Origin of the sequence: Rhodococcus sp. WWJCD1 (assembly GCF_002258735.1) — a bacterium.
In the GTDB taxonomy this organism is placed as follows: domain Bacteria; phylum Actinomycetota; class Actinomycetes; order Mycobacteriales; family Mycobacteriaceae; genus Rhodococcoides.
The window spans coordinates 23,333-38,405 of record NZ_NOXY01000029.1; the positions used below are offsets into that span (position 1 = coordinate 23,333).

At 65.6% G+C, this 15,073-nt stretch carries 13 protein-coding genes; all 13 read right to left on the reverse strand.

The genetic code is table 11. The features are described 5' to 3' along the window. Positions 1–71: 71 nt before the first annotated feature. The 13 genes from CH286_RS22370 to pyrR all read right to left on the reverse strand — a co-directional run bounded on the left by CH286_RS22370 (position 72) and on the right by pyrR (position 15,061). Positions 72–2,039 (reverse strand): primosomal protein N', encoded by a 1,968-nt coding sequence (locus CH286_RS22370; protein WP_176458320.1) that lies wholly within the window; start codon positions 2,037–2,039, stop codon positions 72–74. A 150-nt stretch (positions 2,040–2,189) separates the two neighbouring features. After that, positions 2,190–3,404, reverse strand: a complete 1,215-nt coding sequence (metK, locus tag CH286_RS22375) for a methionine adenosyltransferase (protein WP_032377810.1) — start codon at positions 3,402–3,404, stop codon at positions 2,190–2,192. Between the two features lie 184 nt (positions 3,405–3,588). Continuing rightward, complete coding sequence (gene coaBC, locus CH286_RS22380; protein WP_032403359.1) at positions 3,589–4,842, reverse strand: bifunctional phosphopantothenoylcysteine decarboxylase/phosphopantothenate--cysteine ligase CoaBC; 1,254 nt, start codon at positions 4,840–4,842, stop codon at positions 3,589–3,591. A gap of 23 nt (positions 4,843–4,865) precedes the next feature. Next, positions 4,866–5,171: a DNA-directed RNA polymerase subunit omega gene (rpoZ, locus tag CH286_RS22385; RefSeq protein WP_032377808.1), complete on the reverse strand. Its 306-nt coding sequence runs from the start codon at positions 5,169–5,171 to the stop codon at positions 4,866–4,868. Positions 5,172–5,243: 72 nt separating this feature from the next. After that, complete coding sequence (gene gmk, locus CH286_RS22390; RefSeq protein WP_052058391.1) at positions 5,244–5,855, reverse strand: guanylate kinase; 612 nt, start codon at positions 5,853–5,855, stop codon at positions 5,244–5,246. A 5-nt stretch (positions 5,856–5,860) separates the two neighbouring features. Then, entirely contained in the window at positions 5,861–6,181 is a 321-nt protein-coding gene (gene mihF, locus CH286_RS22395; RefSeq protein WP_027496987.1) for an integration host factor, actinobacterial type, read from the reverse strand. A gap of 196 nt (positions 6,182–6,377) precedes the next feature. Continuing rightward, positions 6,378–7,205 (reverse strand): orotidine-5'-phosphate decarboxylase, encoded by an 828-nt coding sequence (pyrF, locus tag CH286_RS22400; protein ID WP_032403358.1) that lies wholly within the window; start codon positions 7,203–7,205, stop codon positions 6,378–6,380. Next, positions 7,202–10,543, reverse strand: coding sequence for a carbamoyl-phosphate synthase large subunit (carB, locus tag CH286_RS22405; protein WP_094610440.1), 3,342 nt, complete (start codon positions 10,541–10,543; stop codon positions 7,202–7,204). Before carB ends, pyrF begins: the two co-directional genes overlap by 4 nt. Then, positions 10,543–11,673 (reverse strand): glutamine-hydrolyzing carbamoyl-phosphate synthase small subunit, encoded by a 1,131-nt coding sequence (gene carA, locus CH286_RS22410; RefSeq protein WP_094610441.1) that lies wholly within the window; start codon positions 11,671–11,673, stop codon positions 10,543–10,545. Before carA ends, carB begins: the two co-directional genes overlap by 1 nt. After that, positions 11,670–12,176, reverse strand: a complete 507-nt coding sequence (locus CH286_RS22415) for a PH-like domain-containing protein (protein WP_094610442.1) — start codon at positions 12,174–12,176, stop codon at positions 11,670–11,672. The genes carA and CH286_RS22415 overlap by 4 nt, the downstream gene beginning before the upstream one ends. 4 nt (positions 12,177–12,180) lie before the next feature. Next, a complete protein-coding gene (locus CH286_RS22420; RefSeq protein WP_094610443.1) occupies positions 12,181–13,533 on the reverse strand; it encodes a dihydroorotase in 1,353 nt (450 codons plus the stop codon). After that, a complete protein-coding gene (locus CH286_RS22425) occupies positions 13,530–14,477 on the reverse strand; it encodes an aspartate carbamoyltransferase catalytic subunit (protein ID WP_032403354.1) in 948 nt (315 codons plus the stop codon). Before CH286_RS22425 ends, CH286_RS22420 begins: the two co-directional genes overlap by 4 nt. Beyond that, positions 14,474–15,061: a bifunctional pyr operon transcriptional regulator/uracil phosphoribosyltransferase PyrR gene (gene pyrR / locus CH286_RS22430; protein ID WP_094610444.1), complete on the reverse strand. Its 588-nt coding sequence runs from the start codon at positions 15,059–15,061 to the stop codon at positions 14,474–14,476. Before pyrR ends, CH286_RS22425 begins: the two co-directional genes overlap by 4 nt. Positions 15,062–15,073: the final 12 nt, after the last annotated feature.

The window sequence follows — 15,073 nt, forward strand, 5'->3', positions numbered from 1 at the left end:
CCCCACCTCTCGTCAGCGCCCCGTGCGCCTCCCCGACGCAACCTTAAGCCCTGCCGAACCCCGATGGAGCGTCAACCGATACGAATCGGATCTATCTGAATCCGCACTCCCGCACCGAGTTTCTTGGCACTGCGAGATGCCTGCGCAGCGGACAACGCCCGAGCCAGTGCCGCCCCGGTACTGCGGGGTACGCGTATCAGCAGCCGCTGCACGTCACCGGAAAGCCCGTCCTCTCCGCTACTTGCAGGAGGGCGTTGGCCGTCCGGCAGATCGACCGGTCCGAGCACTTCCACTGCCTCGGGCAGGTCTGCACTCTCGACCAGCGCAGTGATCGCGTCGGTGGTGCCGTCGATCGCCGCGACGTGCACGGCCGGCGGAAAGCGAACCTCCGCACGCTCGTCCAGCTGACTCCTCGCGTGCCACAACGGATCCCAGCGAACCAGAGCCTGCACGGTAGGTATTTCGGATTCGGCCACGACGACCACACGGCCCCCGTCCGAACCCGGCCGCACCATGGCTGCGGCCGTCATCCACCGACGCAGCGTCTCCTCTGCGGCGCGCAGATCTGCGCGGCCGAGCAGTGCCCAGCCGTCGAGCAGCAACGCCGCGCCGTAGCCGCCTTCGACCGTCGGCTCGGCACCCACCGTGGACACCACGAGCCCGGCCCCGGGACGGACCGAGTCGAGTACTGTCGCGCCGCCCGAATTGTGCACGGGAACACCAGGAAAGGCCCGCCCCAGTTCCTCGGCGGTTCGACCCGCACCGATCACGACTGCACGTAGGTTGCGCGAACCGCAGACCGTGCACCGATGCGCAGCGTCGGCGATTCCGCACCACGAACACGTCGGGCTGCTCGCACCGTCGCTGCCCGCGGCCGAGGGCAGCGCCAGCGGGCCGTTGCATCGACGACACCGCGCCGGATTCCGGCACTTCGCGCATGCCAGTGACGGCACATAGCCCGCACGCGGAACCTGCACCAGCACAGGTGCGTCGGCCTTCAACGCTGCCCGAGCAGCCTCGAAGGCAATCGCCGGTAATCGTGCCACGCGAGCCGCTGGATCCCGCGCCAGAGCGTGGTCCGAATCGGCCAGCGCGACCACGTGAGGTTGACGCTCTCGGATCAGCTCACGCGGAGCCACCAGGTCGTGGGCCCAGCCGGAGTCGACGAGCGCTTCGGCCTCCGCCGTACGCGAGTGTCCACCGATCACCACCGCCGCCCCGGAGACGTGAGCACGGAGCAACGCCACCTCGCGCGCGTGCGGATACGGGGACCGAGGCTCGGCAAAACTGTCGTCGCCGTCGTCCCAGATCGCGATCATGCCGAGTGTCGACACCGGAGCGAAGACGGCACTACGCGTGCCGACGACGACGACAGGTCCCGATCGCAGACACCGTAGCCACTGCCGATACCGCTTGGCCGGACCCAGTCCGGCCGACAACGCCACAACATGCTCGGCCCCGAGCAACCCCGTGCATGCCGCCTCCAGGCGATCGAGGTCGCGCTGATCGGGCACTACGACCACCGCGGACCTACCGCCTGCCACCGTCACCGCGGCCGCCTCGGCCAGACGAATCGACCATTGCTCGCCGGGCAGCGCCTGCCACACGGCTCGCGGAAGGCGACCGGACGCCAAGGCGTCGAGGAAATTCGGGCCATGGGTATAGGCGGACCATGCCACGCGGTCGACGGCAGGCTCGCTCGGAGGATCGACGACGGGTGTGGCTTCCGCTTCCACCCTCGCGTGGCGGGCCGGTACGGCCAGACGCAGCACGTCCGCTCGTGTGCCGGCGTAGCGATCTGCAACCACCTCAGCGAGCTCCGCGATTTCGGGAGTCAGAACCTGCTCCGCGGACACCACCCGTTCGAGCCATCCGAGTTTGCCGTCATGGTCGGTCTCGGCCAGCCTGGCCACCACGAAACCGTCGACCAAACGGCCCGCGAACCGCACTCGAACGCGGACGCCGGGTTGCGCATCCGCACCGAACTCCTCGGGTACGAGATAGTCGAATTCGCGGTCCAGATGCGCAAGCGGCAACATCGGGAGAATGCGAGCGATGGGAAGACTCGACGCCGCTACCCGTGCCGAGACCGCCACCGCACCTCCTTCTCGACTACTTCCGACCTAGATCGACCTGGATGAACCGAGCCGGCGCGAGGGGAGGTACGTACTGGACCGTCTTCGCCCTGTCTACAGACCGGCCGCATCCCGGAGCTTGTCGGCCCGATCGGTGGACTCCCACGGCAGATCGATATCGGTGCGGCCGAAGTGGCCGTACGCCGCGGTCGGAGCATAGATCGGCCGCAGCAGATCCAGGTCGCGGATGATGGCGCCGGGGCGCAGGTCGAACACCTCGCTGATCGCCGCGCGGATCTTCACAGGATCGGTCTTCTCCGTGCCGAAGGTCTCGACGAACAGACCGACCGGCGCAGCCTTACCGATCGCGTACGCCACCTGGACCTCGATGCGATCGGCGAGGCCGGCTGCGACGGCATTCTTGGCGACCCACCGCATCGCGTAGGCGGCGCTGCGATCGACCTTCGACGGATCTTTACCGGAGAACGCTCCGCCGCCGTGCCGCGCCATGCCGCCGTAGGTGTCGACGATGATCTTGCGTCCGGTCAATCCGGCGTCACCCATCGGGCCACCGAGCACGAACTTGCCAGTGGGATTGACCAACAGGCGCACGTCGGAGGTGTCGAGGGTCGGCACGTTCAGCTCGGCCAGAACCGAACCCAGAACCTTCTCGCGAATGTCGGGTGTGAGCAGGTTGTCGAGGTCGATGTCGGCCGCATGCTGAGTCGAGATCACCACGGTGTCCAGACGAACAGCGTTGTCGCCGTCGTACTCGATCGTCACCTGAGTCTTGCCGTCCGGGCGCAAGTACGGCAGCACTCCACTCTTGCGAACCTCGGTCAGCCGCCGTGCGAGACGGTGGGCCAACGCGATCGGCAACGGCATCAGCTCGGGCGTGTCGGTGTTGGCGTACCCGAACATCAGGCCCTGGTCCCCCGCGCCCTGCCGGTCGATCTCGTCGTCGGACAGCCCTTCGACGCGAGCCTCGTGAGAATGGTCGACGCCCTGAGCAATTTCCGGAGACTGCGCACCGATGGCGACGTTCACCCCGCACGAGTTACCGTCGAAACCCTTTGCCGACGAGTCGTATCCGATCTCGAGGACCTTCTCGCGCACGATCTTCGGGATGTCGGCATACGCTGTGGTGTTGACCTCACCCGCAACATGAACCTGCCCGGTTGTGACCAACGTCTCGACGGCGACCCGGGCACGCGGATCCTCCGTGAGCAGAGCATCGAGAATCGAATCGCTGATGGCGTCACAGATCTTGTCGGGATGACCCTCTGTAACGGACTCGCTGGTGAAAAGCCGACTACCGGACGTGCTCACGGACTTCCTCTCGACGCATGTTCCTGCCCGACCCGGCGCCGTGCGCCGGTCGGGCACTCCACGAAAATTGACGTTCCCTCGGTGTTATCGCCCCTGCCGGAACGCGGCAAACCTGATTTCTACGATCGGTACAGCAGGTGCCCAGCACAGTAGCCGGGACGACATCGCTCGTGCACCCTTGGCATCATCGGGGATTCGAAGTCGGTCGAGGGCTCCTCGTATCGAGCATCTGCACCACCGAATCCAGGACGCGGCTCGCGAGGAGAGCTTTCGAGCCCTCTCCCAATGCAGCCTCGGAACCGTCGGCTCCGAGCAACCAACCGTCGTTGTGGTCCACCTCGAATGCCTTGCCGTCACCGACCGCGTTCACCACGAGCAGATCGCAGCCCTTGCGTTCGAGCTTGGCCCGCGCGTATGTCAGCACATCGCCGTCTGCGTCGCCTGTCTCCGCGGCGAACCCGACGATGACGGTCGATGATTCGATGTCGCCGTCTCGTCGAGCTGCGACCAGGCCGGCGAGTATGTCGTCGTTACGGATCAACGGGATCGAGGACGGCTCGTTCGCGCCCTTCTTGATCTTGCTTCCCGCGATGGACTCGGGGCGGAAATCCGCAACCGCGGCCGCCATGACCACTGCATCGACGCCGACGGCATGTTTGCGAACAGCGTCCTGCATGTCCGAGGCGGTCTTGACGTTCACGACGTCGACTGCAGCCGGCGCGTCGAGGTCGCTGGTGTATCCAGCAACCAAGGTCACCTGGGCACCGCGCTGCGCGGCGACCCTGGCCAGCGCATATCCCTGCTTGCCCGAACTCCGATTACCCAGAAAACGAACCGGGTCGAGGGGCTCACGGGTGCCTCCGGCGGACACCAGAACACGACGCCCCTCGAGATCTCGTGGCAGCGCATCGGCTCTCTCGCTCACGAGCATCGACAGTGCGAATATCTCGTCCGGTTCCGGAAGCCGACCCGAACCGGTGTCGCGTCCGGTCAACCGCCCGGACGCCGGCTCGATAACGTGTGTGCCACGCGATCGAAGCGTGGCGACGTTGGCGACAGTGGCCGGGTGCTCCCACATCTCGGTGTGCATCGCCGGTGCGAGAACAACCGGGCAGCGGGCAGTGAGAAGAGTTGCGGTGAGCAGGTCGTCCGCACGCCCTCCTGCTATCCGGGCCATCAGGTCCGCGGTGGCCGGTGCCACGACGACGAGGTCCGCCTCCTGGCCCAGACGCACGTGAGGAACTTCCGGAACGTCCGCGAAGACGCCGGTGTGCACAGGTTGGCCGGAGAGTGCCTCGAACGTCGCACGTCCGACGAACTCGAGCGCGGATTCGGTCGGAATCACTCGAACCCGATGCCCGCTCTCGGTGAAGCTGCGAATGAGCGAACAACTCTTGTAGGCGGCGATACCTCCGCCTACTCCGACGACGACATGCAAGTCAGATGTCCTCTGTGAGGTTCTTATTCGCCTTCGGTGTGCTCGAGGAGATCTGCATGGATCTCTCGCAGTGCGATCGACAGCGGCTTCTCCTGCAGGCCTGGCTCGACCAGGGGTCCCACGTACTCGAGGATGCCGTCACCGAGCTGGTTGTAGTAGTCGTTGATCTGGCGTGCGCGCTTGGCTGCGTAGATGACCAATGCGTACTTGGACGAGGTGCGGGCAAGCAACTCGTCGATGGGCGGATTCGTGATGCCGAGCGGCGTGTCGTAGGCCGGCAGAGCGCTGCGTCCGTCGAAGTCGGAAACGGCCGCTGAAATGCTGCTCACTGATGATCTCCTGAAATTGCATCGTTGGTGCTACGAACTAGCTGGTCGGGGCCTCGTGCGCCGTGGGAATGGTCAGCTGTTGCCGACCGACGACCTACCGACCAACAAGGATACCAACTGTTCGCACGAATGGTCGACATCGGTATTGACAACCACTGTGTCGAACTCGTCCTGCGCGGCCAATTCCACCCGCGCTGTCTCCAGTCGACGCTCCGTGGCCGCGCTTTCCTCGGTCGCGCGTCCGACCAACCGGGAGACGAGGTCTTCCCATGTGGGCGGAGCCATGAAGACCAGTAGAGCCTCTGGTTTGGACACGCGCACCGCCCGGGCACCCGCCAGGTCGAGCTCGAGCAGAACCGGACTGCCCGCCTCGAGAGCGGCCTCGACGGGCGCGGCCGGAGTGCCGGACCGCTGCAGGCCACCGTGGATGCTCGCCCACTCGAGCAGCTCGCCGTCGGCGATCATCCGGTCGAACTCGTCGGCGGAGACGAAGTGATAATCCTGTCCGTCGGTCTCACCGGGTCGGGGTGACCGAGTCGTGACCGACACGCTGAACACGAGCTCGGGCAACGCCGCGCGCACGAGCCGAACAACACTGGACTTGCCGACGCCCGAGGGACCGGAGAGCACCACCAATCGACCCCGCTCGTTCGATGGGGCCGATGAAGTCGCAGTGTCAGCCACTGTGGTCAGGCCTCGAAATCGAACTTCGTCAGCAGCGCCTTGCGCTGCCGATCTCCGAGACCACGAAGGCGACGCGTCGGTGCGATCTCCAATTCCGTCATCAGCTCCGCGGCCTTGACCTTGCCTACCTTGGGCAACGCCTCGAGCAACGCGGACACCTTCATCTTTCCGAGAATCTCGTCCGTCTCGGCATCTTTGAGCACCTGCTTGAGATCGGTGCCGCCACGCTTGAGTCGCTCCTTGAGCTCGGCGCGCGCTTTCCGTGCGATCGCTGCCTTCTCGAGGGCAGCGGCACGCTGCTCGGGGGTCAACTGGGGAAGGGCCACTGTCGGTTCCTCCGTCTTCTCGTTCTGGGTGGTACGACGCACACGATCGCTGTCGGCACGTCGACCATCGGTGTACCACTGCCACGGACCGCGGTCACTGGCGATCTGCACTGTTCGTCGGCAGCGCTAGCGACCGTACCGACGACTCGCGTTCACCGCTAACTCGCCCCCGAGTGCCGGAGCGCAGCAGCGTCGACTATGCGAGACCGGCTTCGATCTCGTCGCGCAACCGCGTCGCCGCATCGCGCAATGCCGTCACCGACGGGCCTGCGGCCAGGACACCCCGAGACGAGTTGGGCAGCAACAGCTCACGCGAATCACGGAAGATCTCCGCGAGATCGGCCACCGTCGCTCCCTGCGCTCCCAGACCCGGCGCGAGGATCGGTCCGGTGTAATCCGACAGATCGAGACCGTGGTCACGCGTCGCACCGACGACCAAGCCCACTGTGTCGGCATCGACGCGATTACGCGTCGCCGCCGCGTCGACGATCGACTGAGCCACCGACCCGCCGTTCGATGTCGCCGCCTGCTGTAAGGCCGAACCCTCCGCATTCGAGGTTCGAGCCAGCACGAACAGCCCGCGCTGGTGTTGCACCGCGCGCTCGACAGTCTCGCTCAGAGAATCGAAGCCCAGGTACGGCGACACCGTGACCGCATCCGACGACAACGGCGACTCGGGCTCGAGCCACGCCTGCGCGTATGCATCCATCGTCGTGCCGATATCGCCGCGCTTGGCATCGGCGATCACCAGGGTGCCGGCGTCGCGCAACACACTGACGGTGCGCTCGAGAACCGCATACCCCGCGGATCCGTATGCCTCGAAGAACGCCACCTGCGGCTTGACGATCGCGACTTCGCCGACGAACGCCTCGACGCACAGCTCGGCGAACACCTCGAGACCGTCGGCCGAGCGGGGCAACTCCCAGGCGTCGAGCAGGGCTGGATGTGGATCGATGCCGACGCAGAGCCGACCGCGCGCACTCACCGCCGAACGCAACCGATCCGACCAACCGAGATGACTCATGGCACGACCAGACCTTCCTTCAGTCCCGCATGCAGGTCCTGGAGCGAGCGAACACCGATTCCACCGGCGATACCGGCCTCGATGCCCTGCACTGCCGCCGACGCACCCTGCACCGTGGTGATGCACGGGATGTTCTGTGCCACTGCCGCGCTGCGAATCTCGTACCCGTCGACGCGGGGACCGGAGTTGCCGTACGGGGTATTGATCACCATCGCGATGTCGCCGGCCTGGATGCGGTCGACGATGGTCTGCTCGCCCTCCGGGACGTCCTCGCCCGACTGCTTGTACACCTGCTCGCACTTGATTCCGTTGCGCCGCAGCACATCTGCGGTGCCTTCGGTTGCCAGGACGGTGAATCCGAGATCCGCGAGCCGCTTCACCGGGAATATCAGCGAGCGCTTGTCCTTGTTTGCCACCGATACGAACACCGCGCCACCTGCGGGCAACGATCCGTATGCGGCGGTCTGGCTCTTGGCAAAGGCGGTACCGAAATCGAAGTCGATTCCCATCACCTCACCGGTGGACTTCATCTCGGGGCTGAGCAGAGTGTCGACGCCGGTGCCGTCCGCGCGGCGGAACCTGTTGAACGGCAACACCGCTTCCTTGACGGCGATGGGAGCTCCGGCCGGGACGGTGCCACCGTCTCCGGTCTCCGGCAGGATTCCCGCAGTCCGAAGTTCGGCGATGCTCTCCCCCAACATCACCCGTGCACAGGCCTTCGCCAGCTGCACGGCGGTTGCCTTCGACACGAACGGCACCGTCCGGCTCGCACGGGGGTTGGCTTCGAGGACGTACAGAATGTCGTCCTTGAGCGCGTACTGCACGTTCAGCAGGCCCTGAACACCGATTCCCTTCGCGAGGGCTTCGGTGGATCGCCGCACGTTCTCGAGGTCGGTCTTGCCGAGTGTGATGGGCGGCAGCGCGCACGCCGAGTCGCCGGAGTGGATGCCGGCCTCCTCGATGTGCTCCATGATGCCGCCGATGTACACCTCGGTGCCGTCGCACAGCGCGTCGACGTCGATCTCGACAGCATCTTCGAGGAAGCGGTCGACCAGAACCGGGCGATCGTCCGAGATCTCCGTCGCGTTGGAGATGTACGTCGCGAGAGACGCCTCGTCGTACACGATTTCCATCCCGCGTCCGCCGAGTACGTACGACGGACGGACCAGTACCGGGTAGCCGATACCCGACGCGATCTCGCGGGCCCCGTCGAACGTGGTCGCCGTGCCGTACTTGGCAGCGGGCAGCCCGGCCGCGTCGAGGACCTTGCCGAACTCACCACGGTCCTCGGCGAGATCGATGGCCTCGGGGGATGTTCCGACGATAGGAACGCCCGCGGCCTTCAGCCGCTTCGCCAGGCCCAGCGGAGTCTGGCCGCCCAGCTGCACGATCACCCCGCGCACCGTTCCCGAGGCGGCCTCGGCCCGGTACACCTCGAGAACGTCCTCGAAGGTCAGCGGCTCGAAGTACAGGCGATCGGCGGTGTCGTAGTCGGTGGAGACGGTCTCAGGGTTGCAGTTGACCATGACCGTCTCGTAGCCGGCCTCGGACAGCGTCAGCGCCGCGTGCACACAGCTGTAGTCGAATTCGATGCCCTGACCGATACGGTTGGGACCGGATCCGAGGATCAGGACCTTGGGCCGGTCCGGCTGCGGGGCAACCTCGGTCTCGGCTTCGGGGTCGAGCTCGTAGGTGCCGTAGTGGTACGGGGTCTTGGCCTCGAACTCCGCCGCACAGGTGTCGACGGTCTTGTACACCGGGTGCACGCAGAGCTCGTCACGCAGCGCACGCACACCGTCCTCGCCGTCGAGTTCGGGTCGCAATGCGGCGATCTGGCGGTCGGACAGCCCGTGGTACTTCGCCTGTCGCAACAGCGCCTCGTCGAACTCGGCCGCCTCGCGAACCTGGACGCCGAGTTCGTGGATCTGTTGGAACTGATCGAGGAACCACGGATCGATCTTGGTCGCCTCGAAGAGCTGCTCGAGAGTGGCACCCATCGCGAACGCCTTCTCGATTCCGTACATCCGACCGTCCTGAGGAACGGACAGGTCCTTCAGCAGCGCGTCGAGGCTCTCTGCCTCGACCTCGGGGCCGGTCCAGTACCCCGCGCGCTTGGTTTCGAGCGAGCGCATCACCTTGCCGAACGCCTCGGTGAAGTTGCGGCCGATGGACATCGCCTCACCGACGGACTTCATCGTCGTGGTCAGCGTGCCGTCGGCTCCGGGGAACTTCTCGAACGCGAACCGCGGTGCCTTGACGACCACGTAATCCAGGGTCGGCTCGAAGCACGCCGGGGTCTCGCGGGTGATGTCGTTGACGATCTCGTCGAGGGTGTAGCCGATGGCCAGCTTGGCGGCCATCTTCGCGATCGGGTAACCGGTGGCCTTCGACGCCAGCGCCGACGAGCGCGACACGCGTGGATTCATCTCGATGACAACGAGTCGGCCGTCGGCCGGATCCATCGCGAACTGGATGTTGCAGCCGCCGGTGTCGACGCCCACCTCACGCAGGATGTCGATGGAGAGATCGCGCATCTTCTGGTACTCGCGGTCGGTCAGCGTCATCGCGGGTGCGACGGTCACCGAGTCGCCGGTGTGCACGCCGACCGGGTCCACGTTCTCGATGGAACAGACGATGACCACGTTGTCGCGGCCGTCGCGCATGAGCTCGAGCTCGTATTCCTTCCAACCGAGGATGGACTCCTCGATGAGGACGTTCGCGGTGGGCGAGGCCGCCAGGCCGCCGCCCGCGATCCGGGTCAGATCCTCGTCGTTGTAAGCCAACCCCGATCCGAGACCGCCCATGGTGAACGACGGACGCACGACAACCGGGAAGCCGAGCTCGGCAACGGTCTCGCGCACTTCGTCCATCGTGTAGCAGACAGCCGACTTGGCGGACTCGCCACCGACCTTGGCGACGATGTCCTTGAACTTCTGTCGATCCTCACCGCGCTGGATCGCGTCGAAATCGGCACCGATCAGCTCGACACCGTACTTGGTGAGAATGCCCTGATCGTGCAGTGCGACGGCGGCGTTGAGGGCCGTCTGTCCACCGAGGGTGGCGAGCACAGCTTGGATGGGGTGCCCCTGCTCGGCCTCGCGGGCGAAGATCTTCTCGATGAACTCCGCCGTGATGGGCTCAACATAGGTGGCGTCGGCGAACTCGGGATCGGTCATGATCGTCGCCGGGTTGGAGTTGACGAGGCTGACGCGGAGGCCTTCCTCGCGCAGCACTCGGCAGGCCTGGGTGCCGGAGTAGTCGAACTCGCAGGCCTGACCGATGACGATCGGGCCCGATCCGATGACCAGGACGTGGTTCAGGTCTGTGCGGCGTGGCATTACTTCTTCTCCTGAAGGACGCTGGTGAAACGGTCGAAGAGGTAGGCGGCGTCGTGCGGACCGGCCGCGGCCTCGGGGTGGTACTGCACGGAGAAGGCGCTCCCGTCGATCAGTTCGACGCCTTCGACGGTGCCGTCGTTGGCGCACGTGTGGCTGATCCGGGCGCGACCGAAGTCGGTGTCGAACTCCTCACCTGCTTCGCCTTCGAGTGCGAATCCGTGGTTCTGAGCAGTGATCGCGATGCGGCCGGTGGTGTGTTCGATCACCGGGATGTTCATGCCGCGGTGCCCGAACTTCATCTTGTAAGTGCCGCGTCCGAGTGTCCGCCCGAAGATCTGGTTGCCGAAGCAGATGCCGAACAGGGGCAGCTTCCGCTCGAGCACTTCTCTGGTCAACGCGACGCTGGTGTCGGCCGTGGCCGGGTCGCCCGGTCCGTTGGACAGGAAGACACCGTCCGGGTTCAGCTCCAGAACCTGCTCGATAGTGGTGTTCGACGGCACCACGTGCACGCGGATACCGCGCTCGGCGAACATCCGCGGAGTATTGGTCTTGATACCGAGATCGACTGCGACGACGGTGAATCGAGCGTCGCCGGACGGCTCGATGGTGTAGCCGGCTCCAGTGGTCACCTCACCGGCGAGATCGGCACCGAGCATCGACGGCTGACCGACCACCTGCTCGAGCATCTCGTCCGAGGTGCCGAGCGCGTCTCCCGAGAACACTCCCGCTCGCATCGAGCCACGGGTACGCAGGTGCCGGACCAGAGCGCGCGTGTCGATTCCGGCGATGCCCACGACATTCTGCGCCTCGAGCTGATCCTGCAGCGTCCCGGTCGAGCGCCAACTCGAGGTGCGGCGGGCCGGATCTCGGACGACGTACCCGGCGACCCAGATCTTGTTGGGGTCCTGAGCGCTGGCGGCTTCACCGTCCTCCTGGTTCCAGCCGGTGTTGCCGATCTGCGGCGCAGTCGCGACGACGATCTGTCGGTGGTAACTCGGGTCGGTGAGTGTCTCCTGGTATCCCGTCATTCCGGTGCAGAACACGGCCTCGCCGAGGGTGCGCCCCTGTGCGCCGAATGTGGTGCCGCGGAATGTCCGGCCGTCCTCCAGAACAAGAACTGCGCTGCTCACGCGGTTTCCTCCTTGGTTTCTCCGGTGGAACTCGCTGTCCACACCGGGTAGATCTGCTTGTCGTCGGCCCGGAAGCCGGTATCTATCTCGGTCCCCGTCGGAAGCTCCCAGCGGATGACGAGGAGCCCGTCCTTGGTCATGACCTTGCCCGCCAACCCGCGTTCGGTGCGGATCGCGCGAATCGATTCCGCCGGAATCCAGATGGGAGATTCGCCGTTCCGATCGAGAAGAATTCCCTTCTCGTATCGGGAGAGTTCACCGGTGGCGCGGTGGCCGATGTCGCCGACGGCGATCCGGTCCTGCCAGCTCGGCGCGATGGTGCTGCCGACATACAGGCCGGTGGTCGGCTCGATGTGCGTGGCACCCAGATCGTCGGGCAAGGCCGGGAATTCACCGATTCGATCTTCCTGACGCTTCTGCCGCCCTCGCCAACCCCAGAAGATCAGCGCGATCATCAGCGCCCAGAACAGAATGAATCCGATGACGATCAGAACTCTGTCCACCGCTCTACTCCCCTGCTCTGTTCGCCACTGAGCCTCTGTTTGCTACGGCGCCTCTGTTTGCTACGGCACCGTCGCGGACTGTGATTCGTCCGCGCAACACGGTCGTGGTCACCTTCGAGGAAAAGGTCATGTCCTCGAACGGCGTGTTGTGCGCGACGCTGGCCAACTTCTTGCCCGATACCGTCCAGCTCGCGCCCGGATCGACCACGGTGAGGTTGGCGATCTCGCCCACCTCGATCGGCCGGCCCTGGTCGGCCAATCCCACGATCTTCGCGGGACGCTCGCTCATCACTCGCGCCACACCCCGCCAATCGAGCAGGCCGGTTGTCACCATCGTGTCGACCACGATGGACAGTGCGGTCTCCAGTCCGAGCATGCCGGGACGTGCGATCGAGAATTCGCAGCATTTGTCCTGCTCGGCGTGGGGCGCGTGATCGGTTGCCACACAATCGATCACACCGTCCGCGAGGCCTCGACGGAGGGCGTCGACATCGGACTTCTCGCGCAGTGGTGGATTCACCTTGTTGATCGCGTCGTACGTTTCCAGACGCGAGTCGTCGAGCAACAGATGATGCGGGGTGACCTCGGCGGTGATCGAAATGCCCTGTCCGCGTGCCCACTTCATCAACTCGACGGTGCCCGCGGTGGACGCATGGCAGATATGCACCCGTGCACCCGCGTCTCGGGCGAGCAGGGCGTCGCGCGCGACGATCGATTCCTCGGCCGCGCGTGGCCAACCGGCCAGTCCGAGCCGCGCGGCGGTGGGCCCCTCGTGTGCGACGGCACCGACGGTGAGCCGCGGCTCCTCGGCGTGCTGAGCGATGAGTACACCGAGCGAACTCGAGTACTCCAACGCCCGACGCATGATCAGCGGATCGTCGACGCAGTGTCCGTCGTCGGAGAACATCTTCACCCTGCCGATTCCCGCGGCCATCGTGGCCATCTCGGCGAGTTGCTTGCCCTTCAACCCGACGGTGATCGCTCCGACCGGGTGGACGTCGACGAGCCCGACTTCCTGTCCGCGGCGCCACACATGGTCGGTCACGACCACCGAATCGGCAACCGGATCGGTGTTCGCCATGGCGAACACCGCGGTGTAACCGCCCAGAGCGGCAGCAGCCGAACCGGATTCGATCGTCTCCGTGTCCTCACGGCCCGGCTCGCGCAGATGAGTGTGCATGTCGACGAATCCGGGCAGCAGAATGTGGCCGCGGGCTTCGATCACCTGCGCGCCGTCGGCATCGAGGTCGGCACCGATCGCGGCGATTTCCTCGCCGTGGATCAGCACGTCGGTTTCGGAGCCCTCGCCGTACAGCAGGACGCCCCGCAGCAGAACCGAGGACGTGGATGCGGTCATGAAGCGCCCCCGTCCGAACCGACCAGCAATCGGAACAGCACTGCCATCCGCACGTGAACTCCATTCGTAACCTGTTGCAAGACTGCGGTTTTGGGAGAATCTGCGACCGACGACGCAATCTCCATACCGCGCAGCATCGGACCGGGGTGCAGCACGACGGCATGATCGGGCAGCAGCTCGAGCCGGCGCTGTGAGAGCCCGTACGTGATGGAGTACTCCCGAGCCGAGGGGAAGAACCCGCCGTTCATCCGTTCTGCTTGGACGCGCAGCATCAGCACGGCGTCCAATCCGGGCAGTTCGGCGTCGATGTCGTGTGACACCCGCACCGGCCAGCCGGTCACTCCGACGGGAAGCAGAGTCGGTGGCGCGATCAGCACCACCTCGGCACCGAGCTTGGCCAGCAGGATCGCGTTCGAGCGCGCCACCCGGCTGTGCAGGATGTCGCCGACGATCGCGACTCGTCGGCCGGCGATGTCGCCGAGACGTTGACGAACCGTCAGAGCGTCGAGCAGGGCCTGGGTGGGATGTTCGTGCGTACCGTCGCCCGCGTTGATGACGGCAGGACCTCCACCTGATCCTTGGTCGGCAGTCCACTGAGCGATCTGGTGAGCGGCACCGGATGCCGGGTGTCGAACGATGAGGGCGTCGGCTCCGGCAGCGCGCAACGTCATCGCGGTGTCACGGAGCGACTCCCCCTTCGACACCGATGAACTGCTGGCGCTGACGTTGATGACGTCGGCACTCATCCACTTGCCGGCCACCTCGAACGAGACGCGAGTGCGCGTCGAGTTCTCGAAGAAGACCGTCATGATCGTGCGGCCGCGCAGCGTCGGCAGCTTCTTGACCTCGCGGCCGAGCAGCGCTTGCTCGAAGCGTTCGGCTTCGTCGAGAAGTTCGGTGGCCGAGTCGACGGTGAGATCGGCGACCGAGAGCAGATGCTTCATCGCGCCGATCCTCCCTCGGACAGGCTGACACCGTCGCGGCCGTCGTGTTCGGACAGCAACACCGAGACGTCCTCGGTGCGCGCGGTGGGGACGTTCTTGCCCACGTAGTCCGCGCGGAGGGGAAGTTCGCGGTGGCCGCGGTCGATGAGAACCGCGAGCTGCACGGCGCGTGGACGACCGAGATCCCGTAGCGCATCGAGCGCGGAGCGAACTGTTCTGCCCGAGAACAGGACGTCGTCGACCAGCACGACCAACGCGTCGTCGACGCCGCCGACCGGGACCGACGTCCGCTCGAGTGGGCGGTGCGGTTTGTTCCGCAGATCGTCGCGGTACAGGGTGATGTCGAGAGACCCCAGCGGGGGTCGCACGCCGGAGAATGCCTCGATGCGTTCGGCGAGGCGCTCGGCCAGGGTGGTGCCGCGAGTGGGAATACCCAACAGGACGACGCGCGGCGAGTCGGCAGCGTCGAGCGCAGTTTTCTCGATGATCTGATGAGCCATGCGGGAGATGGTTCGTCCCACATCGGCCGAGGACAGCAATTCGCGAACGGCAGAGTTCGCAGACGAGCTTTCGGGCGCAGGCAAACTACGACCTCC